Origin of the sequence: Mesorhizobium sp. WSM3859, assembly GCF_002295065.1 — a bacterium.
In the GTDB taxonomy this organism is placed as follows: Bacteria; Pseudomonadota; Alphaproteobacteria; order Rhizobiales; family Rhizobiaceae; genus Mesorhizobium.
This window is the reverse complement of the sequence record NZ_NSGG01000005.1, coordinates 170,669-186,917: the sequence shown is the minus strand read 5'-3', so window position 1 is coordinate 186,917 and position 16,249 is coordinate 170,669. Positions and strand designations below refer to the sequence as shown.

The window sequence follows — 16,249 nt, the reverse complement described above, 5'->3', positions numbered from 1 at the left end:
GGCCAGTTTGACGTCTCCGCATCATGCCTGGACGAAGGAAACGCGGTCGAGCAGAAGATGCGAGATCGCAGTGAAGCGCACGCCCTCGACCTTCGCGCTGGCGATCCGGCTGTATTGCGAGAAGTAGCTGATGATCTCCGGCGTCTCGTCGAGCAGCAGGGTCTGGATCTTGCCGGCAGCGATGCGCTGCGTCTGCAGGTCACGGGCCTTGCCGTATTCGACCAGCAACGCGTCATAATCCGCATTCTTGAAATGCGCGGCGTTCCACGCGCCACCGCTCTTCAGCGTCGCGTTGAGGAAGATGTCGGGCGTGCCGCGATGGCCGAAATCGGTGATGCCGAGATTGGAATCGAGCCATGGCGAGCTGCCGAACGTGGCCGAGCCGTAGTAGGCATCCTGCGGCAGGACGTTGAGCTTGATGTCGATGCCGGCCTTCTTGGCGAAGTTCTGGATGATCACGGCGTAGTCGGGGATGTCGTAGGCGCGCTCGGTGGTCAGCGTCACCTCGAAGCCGTTCGGCACGCCGGCTTCGGCCAGCAGACGCTTGGCCTCGGCGATATCCTGCTTGCGCTGCGGCACTGACGGATCGACCGAGGGGAAGATCGGCGCGAAGGGCGTGTCATTGCCGACGATGGCGCGGCCCTTGAGCAGGCCCTTGACGATGGCTTCGCGGTCGAGGGTGAGCGCCAGGGCGCGGCGGATGCGCTTGTCGGTGAACGGCGCCTGATCGGTCCTGAGATGCACGACGTCATGCGAGCTCGCCTGGACGCTCAGCAGCTTGAAGTTGGGATTGCCCTCGATCGCCAGTTCCAGACGCGTGGTGCTCGGGATGACATCGAGCTGGCCGGCCTGTAGCGCCACAACCTGCGCCTGCTCGTCGTCGAAAAATTTGATCTCGACGCGATCGGGCAGCGCCTTGTCGCCCCAATAATCGGGATTGCGCACGAAGCTGGCGCCCTGCTTGGGACGGAAGGATTCGAGCTTGAACGGACCGGTGCCGTTGAAATTCTTCTCGAAGTCGCCGGCATAGTCGGCCGGCAGGATCACGGCGTTGTAGACGTCGGAAGAGACATAGAAGGGGAAATTCGAGTTCGACTGGTCGAGATCGAAGGCGACCGTCTCGTCGTCGACGATCTTGGCGCCGCCCTTGGAGAGGATGCCCTTGTAGGCCGACAGTGCCGAGGAGCCGCTGTTCGGGTCGACGAGACGCTCGAAGCTCGCCACCACGTCCTTGGCGGTGACGGTGCGGCCGTCATGGAATTTCACGCCGGGCCGCAGCTTGAAGGTCCAGCGCTTTGCCGTCTCGTCGGCTTCCCAGGACAGAGCGAGCTTCGGCTGCAGGCCATCCTTGGGATCGTCGAGAATCAGGTACTCGCCGACCTGGCTGAGCACGCCGATGCTGGCCGGATCGGTGACGGTGACCGGATCGATCGCCTTGGTCGGCTGGCCAAGCCCGACGCGGACGGTGCCGCCGCTAGCAGCCGCGCGGGCCGAGCCGGAAAAGCCCAGCCCCTGCGAGGCGGCGAAGCCGGTCAGGCCGATCAGGGCTGCATATTTCAGCAGGTCGCGGCGCTTGAGATAGCCTTTGGCGTATTCGTCGACGGCGACGTTCCAGATGTCGCCGGAGAGATTGCGAAGGGCGTCGATTTCGTTGCGTTTGGTCATTTTTGCCTCTGTGAAAATCGTGGTTTTGAAATGAAGTGGAAACGACGGGGCCGGATCAGATCGGCTGGCCGTCGAGATGGATGCGGTCGACTGCTTGCGGATAGAAGGCGATCAGCCCCTTGATCTTCGGCATGTCGGCGATCGGATCGCGGTAAGCCCAGGCGATGTCCTCGCGCACCGAGCCGTCCTTGAGCACGCCCGACCAGTAGGAGGCGATGCCCTTGTAGGGACATCGGGTCCTCGTCAACGAAGCCCTCAACCGGTCGAGCCGGACATCTTCCGGCGGTAGGTAGAAGCGCGTCGGCAGATGCGTTTCGAACAGGAGTACCGGACGACGGCTGTCGGCGATCGGCTCACCGTCGAACCAGATCTCGACATGGCTGGAGCTCTGCAGCACGTCGATGCGCGCATAGGGATCGCGGGCATGGACGAAGACCTCTTCCTCCTCCTCGAACCACTGGTCGACAAGGTTCCAGGTGAAGGCGACGCGGCCGGCTAGCGGCGCGAGATTCTCGTCCGGCGGCGCCGTGAACGACCAGGCTGCATCGGCGGCGCGCCGGTCGCCGGCTTCGATATCCCAGTATTTCGTCTCGCCGCCGACGGGATGCTGCTGGCTATGCTTCGACGGTTTCAGCACCGACTGGTCGACCGCCGTCAGCGGGAAGAAATAGATCGGGAGGAAATGGTTGGAGCGCAGCACCAGCACGTTGCGGCTGTCGGCGATGACGCGGCCGCCGAACTTGACGCGGATGCGCTTGGGGCTGTGCAGGACATTGATCAGCTGCGGCGCGGTGGCTTCGCGCGGCTGCAGCCTAGGTGCGCCGGTCATGGCGGCTCTCCTTCAGGATACGGCGCGCTGGTTGGCGCGCTGCTCGGCAAAGCGGTTGGCGGGGCGCGCGAGGCCGAAGCGGTCGCGCAGCGTTCCGGGCGCGTATTCGGTCGGGAAGACGCCACGGCGCTGCAGCTCGGGCACGACCTGCTCGGCAAAATTGATCCAGTCTTCCGGCAGCAGCGGGAACATCAGGTTGAAGCCGTCGGCGGCGCCCGCCTCGAACCAATCCTGCAACTGGTCGGCGATCTGCTTCGGCGTGCCGGCGACGGTCGGCACCGAGCCGCTGTTGGCGAGCTTGCGAGCGATTTCGCGCAGCGTCAGGTTCTGCGTCGCCCACTGCCTGACGCGGTTGAGCGAGGTGCGGCCGCCATTGAAGGTGCTTTCGTCCGGAAGCTGCGGCAACGGGCCGTCCGGCGGATAAGCCGAAAGGTCGATGCCGCTCCAGCTCGACAGGAGATCGATGCCGACGCGGTCCGGCAGCAGTGTCTGCAGATATTCCTGCCTGTCGCGCGCCTCGGCCTCGGAAGCGGCAACGATCGGCAAGATGCCCGGCAGGATCTTGAAGCTTTCGGGCCGCCGGCCGTAGCGGGCGAGACGCTCGTTGATGTCCTCGCGGTACCGGATGCCGTCTTCCCTGGTGCTGTAGATGGCGAAATGGGCGTCGGCGTGGGCGGTGGCGAAATTCTTGCCGTCTTCCGAGGACCCGGCCTGGAGGATCAGCGGATGGCCTTGCGGCGGCCGCGAGACGTTGAGCGGCCCGCGCACCTTGAAATGCGCGCCGCGATGGTCGAGCACATGGACCTTGTCCGGATCGGCGAAATAGCCGGTTTCCTTGTCGAACAGCAGGGCTTCGTCCTCCCAGCTGTCCCACAGCCCCTTGACGATATCGAGGAATTCGGCGGCGCGCTGATAGCGGAAGGCATGCTCGATGTTGCCGTCGCGCCCGAAATTGCGCGCCTCCTCGTCCATGGCCGAGGTGACGACGTTCCACGACGCCCTGCCCTGGCTGATGTGGTCGAGCGAAGCGAACAGGCGCGCCACGTTGTAAGGTTCGCTGTAGGAACTCGACGCGGTGGTGATGAGACCGATATGCTTCGTCACGCTGGCCAGCGCCGACAGAAGCGTCAGCGGCTCGAGGCGGGCATTGGCGTAATGCGCGACGCCGCTCTTCACCGAATCCCAGATCGACACGTGATCGGCGACGAAGATGGTGTCGATCCTGGCGCGTTCGGCCGCCTGAACCAGCTCACGGTAGTAGTCGAAGCCGAGCACTTCCCGGCCGGGCGCGCGTGGATGCCGCCACGACATGCGATGATCGCCCTGCGGGTTGAAGAAGAATGCGCTCAGGATCAAGTGGTCTCGCGCCATGTCGGCCTCCTTGCAAATCGCTGGGGGAGAGACGGGCGCCGCGTTGTCCGGCGGCCCGCGATCTCCAATTTGCAAAAGGCTAGATTGCGCTCGCCTCTAATCCGAGTAATTTTATAGAGATAATATACTATCTGAGTGGAAGCGATTGCCCTCGATTAGGGCACCGGCAGAAAGCGATTTCGAGGTCTTGATGTCCCCTTCGGTGCTGAATGTGGAGAAACTTTCCATCGCCTATGGCGGGAAAAGAGGATGGCAATCCGCCGTCAATGGCGTGTCGCTGGCAATAGGCCAGGGCGAAGCGTTGGGGCTGGTCGGCGAATCCGGCTCGGGCAAGAGCTCGGTGGCGCTGGCCATATTGCGCTACCTGCCGGGAAATGCCCGGGTCGCCGCCTCGGCGCTGGAGTTCCAGGGCCGGGAAATCGGCACCCTCTCCGGCGAAGAGTTGCGCGGCCTGCGGGGCGATCGCATCGCAGCGGTCTATCAGCATCCGGGCGCCGCGCTCAGCCCGGCCATGACGATCGGAAGGCAGATCGGCGAGACGATCATGCGCCATCGCCCGGTGCGTCATGAGGAAGCGCGCTGGCGCTCGGCCGAATTGCTGAAGCGCGTGCGCGTCGCCAATCCGGAGCGGGTGCTCGACCTCTATCCGCATGAATTGTCCGGCGGCATGCAGCAGCGCGCCAACATCGCCATTGCCATCGCGCTCGATCCGGCGCTGCTGGTGCTGGACGAGCCGACCACGGCGCTCGACGCCAGCGTGCAATCGGAAGTCATCGCCATCCTCGACGACCTGCGCCGCGAGCACAAAACCAGCATTCTTCTGATCAGCCACGACATCAACCTGATCCGCCGTTCCTGCGACCGCGTCGCGGTGATGCAGTCAGGCGCAGTGGTCGAGAGCGGCGGTGCCGAGGATGTGTTCGAGAACCCCTCCCATGCCTATACCAAGGCGCTGATCGCCTCGATCCCGGCGCTCAATTTCACCAAGCGTAACGGGCGGCTGGCCGAGATCGGTACGACCGTTCGTGGTCGTACCGTGGCGATCCCCGCTCCTGCCGCTCCAACAGACAGACAGGTCGCAATCGCGTGCAAGAACATCAGTCATTCCTTTGGCGACCAGGCGGTGCTGCACAAGGTCGACCTCAGCATCGAGCAGGGCGAGACCTTCGGCCTGATCGGCGAATCCGGCTCCGGCAAATCGACGCTGGCAAGGATCGTCACCGGGCTGCAGACGCCCACCGAAGGGTCGGTCGAGCTGTTCGGCAGGACGGTGGCTCCCCGCGTAGAGAGGCGGGTGCCAGGCGAACGGCGCGACGTGCAGATGGTTTTCCAGTCGCCGGACCGCACGCTCAATCCGCGCCATCGGATCGGGCGGATCATCAGCCGGCCGTTGCGGCGGCTTGCCGGGCTTGGCCGGAGCCAGGCAAGGAACCGCGTCGCCGAGCTTCTCCGCTCCGTCCGGCTGGCCGACACAACCGCCGAGCAGAAGCCGCGCTCATTGTCCGGCGGCCAGCGGCAGAGGGCGGCGATCGCGCGCGCCTTCGCCGGCGCGCCGAAAGTGGTGGTGCTGGACGAGCCGACCTCGGCGCTCGACGTCTCGGTGCAGGCAACGGTGCTCAACCTGCTCAACGATCTGCAGCGCGACAGGAACACGACCTATCTGTTCATCAGCCACGACCTCAGGGTCGTGCGCTACATGGCCGACAGGATCGGCGTGCTCTATCGCGGCAGGCTGGTCGAGACCGGCACGTCCGAACAGGTCTTTCGCGGACCCAACCACCCCTACACGAAGCTTCTTTTGGCGGCATCTTCAGACGAGGCTCCGGCAGTTTCGGTTCAGGCGGAGATCGCGGCCGAGACTACGTCCAATAGCGGGTGCGCATTCGCTGGCCGCTGTCCGTTGGCGCAGCCTGGATGCCGGGAAGCGGAACCGTCCGCCGCCGATGTGGGCGACGGCCACCTCATCGCCTGCCGGCGAACAGATGCGCTGCTGGCCAGCTAGCCGATCCGGTTTCCGCTCGCCGGATCGAAGAGGTGCAGGGCCGCCGGATCGGCGGCCAGCCGAATGGTGTCGCCCGGCCTCACGTCGCTGCGGCCCATGACGAAGACGCAGATCTGCTGATTGGCCAGCCTGACATAGAACTGCGTCGACAGACCGAGCGGCTCGACCACCTCGACCTCGGCCTTCAGCGCGCCGCCGTCGACCAGCTTGATGTGCTCGGGCCGTAGCCCGATGGTCAGCTCATCGCCTTCGCTCAGCGGCAAGCCGTCCGGCAAACGAAGCTTCTGGCCGTCGGCGAGTACGGCATCGACCTTGCCGCCCTTGGCGACTTTTGCCGGCAAAAAGTTCATGCCCGGCGAGCCGATGAAGCCGGCGACGAAGGTGTTGGCAGGCCGGTCGTAGAGTTCCAGTGGACGGCCCACCTGCTGGACGTAGCCGTCATGCATGACGACGATGCGGTCGGCCATGGTCATGGCCTCGACCTGATCGTGGGTGACATAGACCGACGTCGTCTTGAGCTGCTGATGCAACGCCTTGATCTCGGCGCGCATATGGACGCGCAGTTTGGCGTCGAGGTTCGACAGCGGCTCGTCGAACAGGAACACTTTCGGATCGCGCACGATGGCGCGGCCCATGGCCACGCGCTGGCGCTGGCCGCCGGAAAGCTGGCGCGGCAGGCGGCCGAGATAGGAGTCAAGGCCGAGCCGCTTGGCGGCAGCGCCGACGCGGCCGTCGATCGTCGTCTTCTCGGCTTTCTTCAGCATCAGGCTGAAGCCCATGTTCGAGGAAACGTCCATATGCGGGTAGAGCGCGTAGGACTGGAACACCATGGCGATGTCACGGTCCTTGGGCGCGACGTCGTTGACCAAGCGTTCACCGATATGGATCTCGCCGCCGGTGACCTCCTCGAGGCCGGCGATCATGCGCAACAGCGTGGACTTGCCGCAGCCGGAGGGGCCAACCAGCACGACGAACTCGCCATCGGCGATCTCCAGATCGACGCCGTGCAGGATGCGCAGCGAACCGTAATCCTTCTCGACATGTTGCAGCGTGACGGAAGCCATCTTTTATCCTTTGACCGCGCCGGCGGTGAGGCCGGTGACGAGATAGCGTTGCAGGAAGGCGAAGAAGATGCAGACCGGGATTAGCGCCAGGATGGACGCCGCCATCATCTGCCCCCAGTCGACGGCGAACTTGCCGATGAAGGTGAGCAGGCCGACGGCGAAGGTCTTCTGCTCGTCGCTGGAGATCAGCATCAGCGCGAACAGCAATTCGCTCCAGGCGGCGGTGAAGACGAAGCCGAGCGTGGCGCCCATGCCGGGCAGAGTGAGCGGCACGATCACCCGACGCATCGCCTGGGCGCGGGTGCAGCCATCGATCATCGCCGCTTCCTCAAGGTCCTTCGGGATGCCGTCGAAGAAGGACTGCATGAGGAAGGTGGCGAAAGCGGTGTTGAAGGCCGTGTAGATGATGATCAGGCCAATCAGGCTGTTGGTGAGGCCCAGATCGCCCATGATGCGGTAGATGGGCGGGATGACCATAACCAACGGGAAGGTCTGGGTGAGCAGAAGCAGGATCGCCAGCGTCGCCTTGCCGCGAAACGTGAAACGCGACATGGCGTAGCCGGCAAGCGTGGCGATGACGGTGACGAACGCCGCCGTCGACACCGAAACGATGACGCTGTTCAGGAAATAGCGCGGGAAGTCGGACGCTTCGAGCACGGTGGCGAAGTTCTTGAGCGTGGTTTCAGACGGCCAGAAGGTGATGCCTTCGGAATAGAGCAGACGCTCGGGCGTCACCGAGATCTTCAGCGTCCAGAAGATCGGGAACAGCGCGAAGATCACGTAAGCCGTGATGGCCGCGTAGAGCCCGATGCCGCCGATAATGCGTGAGGAGGTGGAGCGACCGGCGATCATCAGACGTGCCTCACCAGCGTGCGGCGAATGGCGATCAGGCCGATGGCATAGGCGATGAGCAGCACCAGAAGCAGCACCGCCACCGCCGAGGCATAGCCCTTGTCCAGCGACTTGAAAGCGCTGACATAGATGTAGACCGGCACCGTGCTGGTCGAGCCTGCCGGCCCGCCTTCGGTCATGACGAAGATCAGGTCGGCGAAGGTAGCGATCCAGATGGTGCGCAGCATGACCGTGATGACGATGGTCGGCGCCAGGAAGGGCAGCGTCACCTTGGTGAAGCGCTGCCATGGCGAGGCGCCGTCGATGGCCGCGGCCTCATGCAGTTCGGACGGGATCGACTTCAGCGCCGCGAGCAGTGTGATGGCGAAGAAAGGGATGCCGAACCAGATGTTGGCGACGATCGGCCCCCACATGGCGGTGGCGGGATCGGAAAGCACATTGGTCGGTTCGGCCTTGAGGCCGAGCGCGAAGAGCCAGTGCGGCAACGGCCCGATGATCGGGTTGAACAGCCAGGCCCAAGTGAGGCCGGAAAGGAAGGATGGCACCGCCCAGGGCAGGAACACCACCGCCTGGACGACCTTGCGGCCATGGAATGGCTTGTCGAGGAGCAGCGCGAGACCCAGCCCCAGGAAGAACTGGAAGAACAGGCTGGCGACGGTCCACCACAGCGTGTTGATCAGCGCCTGACCGAGCACCTGGTCGGAAAACATCGCCTGGTATTGCGCAAGGCCGACATATTGCGACTTGAAGGCCGAGAATTTGCGGAAGGAATAGCTGATGCCGATGATCAGCGGCACCAGAAGCACCAGGACCAAAAGCACGATAGCCGGCGAAAGATAGAGCCACGGCTCGATCGCGGCCTTGCTCAGCCGCCGTTTGCGCGGCAGCGCGGCGGATCGTATTTCGGACACTGCGTAGGTCATGATTTTGGCTCTACGGTGAGGTGTGAGTGCCGGCGCAGGCGACAGCGTCCTTCTCCCCGTTCAACGGGGAGAAGATGCCGGCAGGCAGATGAGGGGCGGCGCTAGCTTCTCAGAAGTCGGCGCTGCCCCTCATCCGGCCCTTCGGGCCACCTTCTCCCCGTAGAACGGGGAGAAGGAAAGAAGGTCACTTCTTGTTCTTGGCCAGCCAGTCCTTCTGCTCCTTGGTCAGGAACGCGGCCCATTCGTCGGCCACCTGCTTGGCCGGCTTCTGGCCGAGCAGCACTTCCTGGAAGTTCTTGATGGCCACCTGGTCGACGAAGTTGCCGAGGTTTTCCAGATGGGTCGGCGGCGTCACCATTTCATATTTGGAGCTGTCGCTGAGTTCGGTGAACCAGCCCTTGAACTGCTCGGTCTTGAAGTGGGCGTCCTGGTCGGCGCCATTGTGGATCGGCACGACGCCGACTTCCTTGGCCCATTCCAGATTGTCCTTCGGCGACAGCAGCGTCGCCATCAGCTTCCAGGCCTCGTCCTTATGCTGCGAATTGGCGAACATCGCCCAGCCGGCATAGCCAAGCGTCGGATAGGATTTGCCGCTCGGGCCTACAGGAAGCGGCGCAACGGCGAAGTCGTCGGCGCTCATCTTGTCGGCGATGCCGAGCAACGCGTCGGGATCCTGGTTGAGCATGGCGCAGGTGCCGGAATAGAAGCCGGTGACCGTTTCGTTGAAGCCCCAGCTCACCGCGTCCTTCGGCGCCAGGCCGTTCTTGTACATGTCGGCCAGCATCTGCAGACCCTTGACCGAACCTTCATCGTTGATGGTCGAGGTGCCGTCGTCGGTGAAATAGCCGCCCTTGCCGTCGGCGATGTTCATGAACATGTGCATGCCGTTGAAGGCGCCCGGGCCGCCGCGCAGGCAGTAGCCATATTTGCCGGGGATGGCTGAGATCTTCTTGGAGAAGTCGACGAACTCGTCCAGCGTTGCCGGCGGACGATCGAGGCCGGCTTCCTTGAACAGCTTCTTGTTCCAGAACAGCGCGTTCACATAATAGCCGTAGGGGATCATGAACTGCGTGTTGTTGACGGTCGAGCCGAACTGCTTGGCGCGGTCGCCGAGCGTCTTGGCGTCGTCCCACTTGGCCATGTAGGGCCCGAGATCCTCGAGCTGAGCGTTGTTGGCGTAGAGGCCCATCCAGCGTTCCGGCATCTCGACGACGTCGGGCGTATCGCCGGCCTGCACCATGGTGAGGAACTTTTCGAAGGCCTGGCCCCAGGGCAGCGAGACCACCTCCACCTTGATCCCCGGATTGGCGCTCTCGAATTCGGCGATCTGCTTCTTCAGGAATTCGGTGCGCGGCGGGCTGGTGATGACTTCGACCAGCTTGATGGTGGTGTCGGCCAGCGCGCCGCTGGCGGAGATCGCCAGGCCGGCAACGGCGGCAAGCATGAAGGTCAGTCTTTTCATGTTCAGGACTCCCATTTTGAACACTCGTTATTTTTTTGACTTGTCGAAGGCCTGGGTGATGTCAGCCCAGAGATCTTCGACATTTTCCAATCCGACATTGAAGCGGATGGTTCGGGGGCTGACGCCGAAGCGCGCCATCGAATTGATGCCCGGCGTCTGCTCGAGCGAGGCCTTTGCCGGGACGACCAGGCTTTCATGGCCGCCCCAGCTGACGCCGATGCGGAAATATTTCAGCGCATCGACGAAGGCCGGGATGTCGACATCCTCGGTGACCTCGAAGGAGAACAGGCCGGCATAGCCGGCTAATGTCTTCTTGCCGGGATGGTTGGAATAGGCGGGATGGTTGACCCGTTCGACCTTGCCATGCGCCTTCAGCCGCTCGGCGATGGTGAGCCCGCTCTTCATGTGATGCGGCAGGCGCAGCGGCAGCGTGCGCAGGCCGCGCAGCAAGAGCCAGCCTTCGAAGGGCGACAGCTTGCCGCCGAGCTGGGAATAGGTCTGCTCGTTGATGTGCTTGATGTGAGCAGCCGAACCCGCCACCACGCCGGCGACGGTGTCGCTGTGGCCGCCCAGATATTTCGAGGCCGAGTGCAGCACCAGGTCGACGCCATGCGAGATCGGCTTCTGGAACACGGGGGTGGCCCAGGAATTGTCGATGGTGGTGACGATACCCTGCTCCTTCGCCAGCCGCGCCAAATGCCCGATGTCCTGCAGCTCGAACATCATCGAGGTCGGGCTTTCGAGGTAGAGCAGCTTGGCGCCGGGAAGGGCCGCGGCGACCGCGTCCGGGTCCGAGCCGTCGACATAGTCGACCTTGATGTTCAGGCGCGGGAACAGCCGCTCGAACAGCCGGTAGGCATCGCCATAGCAGTTGCGCACGGCGACCATGCGCTCGCCGGCGCCGACGAAGGCGAGCACGGTCGCGCTGATCGCCGCCATGCCGCTGGAGAAGCCGCGCGCGGCTTCGGCGCCTTCCAAGGCCGCGACACGCGCCTCGAACTCCATCACCGTCGGATTGTCGCCGCGCGAATAGATCGGCTGCTTTCTTCTGCCGGCAAAGGTGTCGGCCATGTCGGCGTAACTGGCGAAGGTGAAGAGCGAGGTCTGGTAGATCGGCGGCACCACCGCGCCGCCGGGGAACGGATCGTCATGCGCCAGCAGCGTCGCCGCCTCGCCGAGATAGTCGCCGGCCATGGAAGCCGGATCGAAGGTGTTGGGCTGCTCGTTCATCTGCGGTCCGAAAGTTTGAGGTTGGCGGCGCCGCGCTTCAGATCGTCCTCGACGGTGGCGATCAGCTTCAGCGCCTCGGCGCGAGCGCCATCGGGGTCGCGCGCGGCGATGCAATTGAAGATGGTGCGGTGATAGGGAAAGCTGGCATGGCCGAAATCGCGCACGCCCAGCGGATGTTCCCAGAAGCGGTGGAACATCTCGTACATGGCGGCGATAATCTGCTCGAAGAGCGGGTTGCCGGAGGCGCGGAAGACCGCCTGGTGGAATTCCCAATCCTCGTCCGAGGACATGCCGGCCCGGGTCTGGAAGGCCTCCTCCATGAGGTCGAGCTTGCGCTCGATCTCGGCTAGCTCGGCCTTGCCGGCGCGAATGGCGCAGAGCGCGGCGGCTTCGGCCTCCAGCGCGCGGCGGATTTCCAGCGTCGCCATCAGGCCGGCGAAGTCGTTGCCGCCGGCCAGCGTCAGCGGCATATGCAGCATGTCGGGCGAGACGGCGGCCTTGAGATAGGTGCCCGAGCCCTGGCGCCGTTCGACAAGGCCCAATCCCTCCCAACGGGTGAGCGCCTCGCGCACCGTGTTGCGGCTCACCTTGAGGCGTTCGGCGAGGATGCGCTCGGTCGGCAGTTTTTCGCCCGGGCCCAGAGCCTCCCGCCGCACGAACCCCGCCAACGCCTTCAGCACCGCATCATCGCGGGCTGTCGTCTGGATCGGGGGCAAAAGATCGGTCAATCCGACTGCGCCTAAAGTGGTTCAATGGTCCAACCAATTTCTGCACAGGCGGAAAGATGAGTCAACAGTCGAAACGAGCAAGAGCCGAATAGTGGGATATCATTCGGCCCTGGCGCTTCAGGCGCGGATGCGCTTTGGCTCGGCAGCCCTGCGCTTCTGGCGCCAGCGCGCGAACATTTCCTCGCGGACCCGCCGCGAGGCCGAGAGACGCTCCTTCGCCTCCGCCAGGACCGCCGGTGAGGCCTCGGCCGGCGTGCCGGAGCGGAAGGGCGGCGCCGGCGCGTATTCGAGCGAGAGCTGCACAATCTCCGCTTCGGCCTGGCCGAGCAGCCTTGCGACGAGCGCCAGGCCGAAATCGATGCCCGAGGTGACACCACCGGCGGTGATCAGCTTGCCGTCCTCGACGATCCGCGCATCGACGGGGATCGCGCCGAACTCTTCAAGGAAATCATGTGCATACCAGTGCGTGGTGGCGCGCTTGCCCTTGAGCAGTCCGGCAGCGCCAAGCACCAGGGCGCCGCTGCACACCGAGGTGATGTAGCGCGCCTCAGCCGCGCGCTCCCAGACGAAATCGAGAACCGCCTTATCCTCGAGCAGCGCGTTCACGCCGCCACCGCCCGGAATGCACAGCACGTCGAGCGGCGGACAATCCTCGAGGGTGGCAGTCGGCGTAAGCGACAGCCGCGTCGAGGACGTCACCGGATTGCGATCCTTCCAGATCAGTTCCACCTCGGCGCCCTTGACGGTCGCCATGACCTCATAAGGCCCGGTGAGGTCGAGTTGCTGGACGTTGGGGAAGACGAGAATGCCGAAACGAAGGCTCATGGAAATCTCCACAGTTTGACTTTGGGCAGGTTGACTTTGGGGGCAGGTTGACTTCGGGCAATCTACGGCATCATGCTTTGGCCCGATCGCCAATCACCCCTCGTTTCAGGCCAAAGCCATGCGCCGCATCGAAATCCTCGCCTATCCCGATATCCAGCTCCTCGATGTCAGCGGACCGCTCCAGGTTTTCGCCAGCGCCATCGACTTCAGGACGCAGGCCGGCGAAGCGCCGGCCTATGACGTCGTCGTCGTCGCCGCTTCGCCACGGATCACGACATCGTCCGGTCTGGTGCTTGAGGCGGCGGCGCTGCCGGCGCATGGGACCGAGATCGACACGGTGATCGTGCCCGGCGGCTGGGGCGTCAACGCGGCTTGCGAGGATATCGAGCTGGTGCAGTGGATCGTCGGCCGCTCGCGCGATGCGACGCGAATCGCCTCCGTCTGCAGCGGCGCCATGCTGCTGGCTGAGGCCGGCCTGCTCGACGGCCGCCGCGCGGTTACCCATTGGGGACGCTGCGCGGAGTTCGCCAAGCGCTTTCCGGCGGTTCGGCTCGACCCCGACCCGATCTTCATTCGCGACGGCAATGTCTGGACCTCGGCCGGCGTGACGGCGGGCATCGATCTCGCGCTTTCCTTCGTCGAGGCCGACCTTGGCCGGCGCATGGCGCTGGCGGTGGCGCGCGAGCTGGTCGTCTTCCTGAAGCGTCCCGGCGGCCAGGCGCAGTTCAGCCAGACCCTTAAGCTGCAGCAAGGCGACGGGCGCTTCGACCGGCTGCATGGCTGGATCCTGGACAATCTCAGCGCCGACCTTTCGCTGGAGCAATTGGCCGACCGCGCCAATATGAGCCGGCGCAGTTTCTCGCGGCGCTACCAGGAGGCGACCGGGCGGACACCCGCGCGTGCCGTCGAGGAGATCCGGATCGAGGCGGCACGGCGGATGCTGGAACGGGGACAGACGGTCGGCCAGACGGCCCGGCGCTGCGGCTTCGGTTCCGAGGAAACGATGCGGCGCGGCTTTCTACGCGTCCTCGGCACCAACCCGCGAGACTACCGCGAGCGTTTCTGAGCGCGACCGCTCGCGCCATGAAGCGGGGCTGAGCGTGGTGACCCGCCGGAACTCGCGGTTGAAATTCGATTTCGTCTGAAAGCCGGATTCGAGCATCGCCGAGGTCGAGTTGGTCGACCTGATACGCGGCGACCTGCAACGGGGCTTGCAGGGCCCTATGTGACCTCGGCCTGCGCGAAAAAAGCCTTCCGTGGCCTCCGGGCGTGACCTTATAGCGCTGCCGGAAGCGGCCCAATCGCCGCAAGGCCGGCTTCGGTCAGCGCGTAGATGCCACGCTCGGCGCGGGCGAACCAGCCATAGTAATTGTGCTGCAGGATGCTCGCGGCGCGTGGCGAAAGCGCCTTGAGATCACGCGGCCGCTTTGGGCCCTCGGCCATGGCGGCGGCGCAGGCAAGCGCCTCCTGCCGATAGGCGGTCATGATCGGTTTCTTGCGCGTGCTGCCGCCGATGGACGGATCGCCCTTGCGGCGGTGATGCTCCTCGACCAGGCGCGAGCGTCGTCTGGGATCCCGACGCGGCGGCAAGGCGGCGGGGCTGAGCAGCAGCTCCACCTCGCCCTTCTTGCCGACGCCCAACAGCCCGAAGCCGAGGCGACGACAAAGCGCACGGAAGCGGCGGTCGTGCTCGCGGCCCTTGCCGCGCGCCGACATCAAGGCGGCCAGCCAGACCTCGTCACAGGCCGCTGCACGGTCGACGGCTTGCAGGACCAGCTCGAGGTTGAATTGCAGCTTGAGCTCGCAGATGACGACAACCGGCGGCTCGCCGGCGCGCACGCCGACCACGTCGCAGCCGCCGACCTCGCCCTTGACGGCGAAATCCATGCTCTCGAGGAACCGCTTCACCGGCTCGTAGAGGGAAGTCTCCTGCATGCAAGAGGCATAGCCGATTCGCGGCTGGTCGGCCCAGCGGCACCATTGCGGTCGCGGCACCAACGTCAGACGCGATACAGGTAGTCCTCGATCGACTTGGCCTTCATCTCGATCGAGAAGCCAGGCGCCTGGGGCGGCATATAGGCGGCGTCGCGGATGACGCAGGGTTCGATGAAATGCTCGTGCAGGTGGTCGACATATTCGATCACTCGTCCGTCCTTGCTGCCTGACACCGCGACATAGTCGATCATCGACAGATGTTGGACATATTCGCAGAGGCCCACGCCGCCTGCATGCGGCCAGACTGGCAGGCCGAACTTGGCGGCGATCAGAAGCACCGCCAGCACTTCGTTCAGCCCGCCCATGCGGCAGGAATCGATCTGCACTACGTCGATCGCGCCGCCGGCGATGAACTGCTTGAACATGATGCGGTTCTGGCACATCTCGCCGGTCGCGACCTTGATCGGCGCGACAGCCTTGCGGATCTTGGCATGGCCGGCGACATCGTCCGGGCTGGTCGGCTCCTCGATGAAGAAGGGCTTGGCGAAGGCAAGGTCCTTGAGCCAGTCGATCGCCTGGTCGACCTCCCAGACCTGGTTGGCGTCGATCATCAGGTAACGGTCCGGCCCGATCACCTCACGGGCAATCCTGAGGCGGCGGATGTCGTCGGCGCGGTCGCGGCCGACTTTCAGCTTGATGTGGTTGAAGCCATCGTCGATCGCTTCCTGGCAGAGGCGCCTGAGCTTGTCGTCGGGATAGCCGAGCCAGCCGGCCGAAGTGGTGTAGCAGGCATAGCCTTCGCGCTCGAGCGTGGCGATGCGGCCGGCCTTGCCGGCCTCGGCCTTCTTCAGGATTGCCAGTGCTTCGGCGGGCGTGATGGCGTCGGTGAGGTAGCGGAAGTCGACGATGCGCAGGATCTCTTTCGGGCTCATCTCGGCGACCAGGCGCCAGACCGGCTTGCCGGCCTCCTTAGCCCACAGGTCCCAGACCGCGTTGACCACAGCGCCGACCGCGAGATGCATGGCGCCCTTGTCGGGCCCGATCCAGCGCAACTGGCTGTCGCCGGTCAAGTGATGCCAGAAACGGCCGGGATCCTCTTTCACCCAGTCGAGGTCGAGCCCGACGACGAGATGGCGCAGCGCCTCGATCGCCGCGCAGCAGATCTCGTTGCCGCGGCCGATGGTGAAGGTGAGCCCATGGCCTTTCAGCGACGGCACATCGGTGTCGAGGATGACATAGGCGGCCGAGTAATCCGGGTCCGGATTCATCGCGTCCGAGCCGTCGAGGCTTTGCGACGTCGGGAAGCGCAGGTCGAAGGTTCTGAGATCCGTGATTTTCGTCATTCTCTGCCTCATGACTGAAT

General features: G+C 64.5%; 14 protein-coding genes. 2 read left to right on the top strand and 12 right to left on the bottom strand.

What is annotated here, in order from left to right; translation table 11 throughout:
- Positions 1-21 precede the first annotated feature (21 nt).
- The 3 genes from CK230_RS13455 to CK230_RS13445 are packed head-to-tail and all read right to left on the bottom strand — an operon-like array spanning position 22 to position 3,865.
- Entirely contained in the window at positions 22-1,665 is a 1,644-nt protein-coding gene (locus CK230_RS13455) for an ABC transporter substrate-binding protein (protein ID WP_095817649.1), read from the bottom strand.
- A 55-nt stretch (positions 1,666-1,720) separates the two neighbouring features.
- A complete protein-coding gene (locus CK230_RS13450; protein WP_095817648.1) occupies positions 1,721-2,494 on the bottom strand; it encodes a DUF427 domain-containing protein in 774 nt (257 codons plus the stop codon).
- A 12-nt stretch (positions 2,495-2,506) separates the two neighbouring features.
- Positions 2,507-3,865 (bottom strand): LLM class flavin-dependent oxidoreductase, encoded by a 1,359-nt coding sequence (locus CK230_RS13445; RefSeq protein ID WP_095817647.1) that lies wholly within the window; start codon positions 3,863-3,865, stop codon positions 2,507-2,509.
- Positions 3,866-4,055: 190 nt separating this feature from the next.
- Here CK230_RS13445 and CK230_RS13440 point away from each other — a divergent pair, with 190 nt between their 5' ends.
- Positions 4,056-5,867, top strand: a complete 1,812-nt coding sequence (locus CK230_RS13440; RefSeq protein WP_095817646.1) for an ABC transporter ATP-binding protein — start codon at positions 4,056-4,058, stop codon at positions 5,865-5,867.
- Here the strand turns inward: CK230_RS13440 and ugpC are convergent.
- The 7 genes from ugpC to CK230_RS13405 form a co-directional block, all read right to left on the bottom strand.
- Entirely contained in the window at positions 5,864-6,931 is a 1,068-nt protein-coding gene (gene ugpC / locus CK230_RS13435) for a sn-glycerol-3-phosphate ABC transporter ATP-binding protein UgpC (RefSeq protein ID WP_095817645.1), read from the bottom strand. The genes CK230_RS13440 and ugpC overlap by 4 nt on opposite strands.
- 3 nt (positions 6,932-6,934) lie before the next feature.
- Positions 6,935-7,783, bottom strand: coding sequence for a carbohydrate ABC transporter permease (locus CK230_RS13430; protein ID WP_095817644.1), 849 nt, complete (start codon positions 7,781-7,783; stop codon positions 6,935-6,937).
- A complete protein-coding gene (locus CK230_RS13425; RefSeq protein ID WP_095817643.1) occupies positions 7,783-8,706 on the bottom strand; it encodes a sugar ABC transporter permease in 924 nt (307 codons plus the stop codon). The genes CK230_RS13430 and CK230_RS13425 overlap by 1 nt, the downstream gene beginning before the upstream one ends.
- Positions 8,707-8,890: 184 nt before the next feature.
- On the bottom strand, positions 8,891-10,168 hold the full coding sequence (locus CK230_RS13420) for a sugar ABC transporter substrate-binding protein (protein ID WP_095817873.1): 1,278 nt from the start codon (positions 10,166-10,168) through the stop codon (positions 8,891-8,893).
- A gap of 27 nt (positions 10,169-10,195) precedes the next feature.
- Positions 10,196-11,398, bottom strand: coding sequence for a PLP-dependent transferase (locus tag CK230_RS13415; protein WP_095817642.1), 1,203 nt, complete (start codon positions 11,396-11,398; stop codon positions 10,196-10,198).
- The gene (locus CK230_RS13410; protein WP_095817641.1) at positions 11,395-12,126 is read right to left on the bottom strand and encodes a FadR/GntR family transcriptional regulator; all 732 of its coding nucleotides are present in this window, start codon (positions 12,124-12,126) and stop codon (positions 11,395-11,397) included. Before CK230_RS13410 ends, CK230_RS13415 begins: the two co-directional genes overlap by 4 nt.
- Positions 12,127-12,243: 117 nt before the next feature.
- Positions 12,244-12,951: a DJ-1/PfpI family protein gene (locus CK230_RS13405; RefSeq protein ID WP_095817640.1), complete on the bottom strand. Its 708-nt coding sequence runs from the start codon at positions 12,949-12,951 to the stop codon at positions 12,244-12,246.
- Positions 12,952-13,069: 118 nt separating this feature from the next.
- Between CK230_RS13405 and CK230_RS13400 the strand changes: the two genes are divergently transcribed.
- Positions 13,070-14,017: a GlxA family transcriptional regulator gene (locus tag CK230_RS13400; RefSeq protein WP_095817639.1), complete on the top strand. Its 948-nt coding sequence runs from the start codon at positions 13,070-13,072 to the stop codon at positions 14,015-14,017.
- A gap of 209 nt (positions 14,018-14,226) precedes the next feature.
- On the opposite strand, the gene CK230_RS13395 is transcribed toward CK230_RS13400, so the two are convergent.
- Both CK230_RS13395 and CK230_RS13390 read right to left on the bottom strand, forming a co-directional pair.
- Positions 14,227-14,886: a DUF2161 family putative PD-(D/E)XK-type phosphodiesterase gene (locus tag CK230_RS13395; RefSeq protein ID WP_095817872.1), complete on the bottom strand. Its 660-nt coding sequence runs from the start codon at positions 14,884-14,886 to the stop codon at positions 14,227-14,229.
- Positions 14,887-14,951: 65 nt separating this feature from the next.
- A complete protein-coding gene (locus CK230_RS13390) occupies positions 14,952-16,229 on the bottom strand; it encodes an L-fuconate dehydratase (RefSeq protein WP_095817638.1) in 1,278 nt (425 codons plus the stop codon).
- Positions 16,230-16,249: the final 20 nt, after the last annotated feature.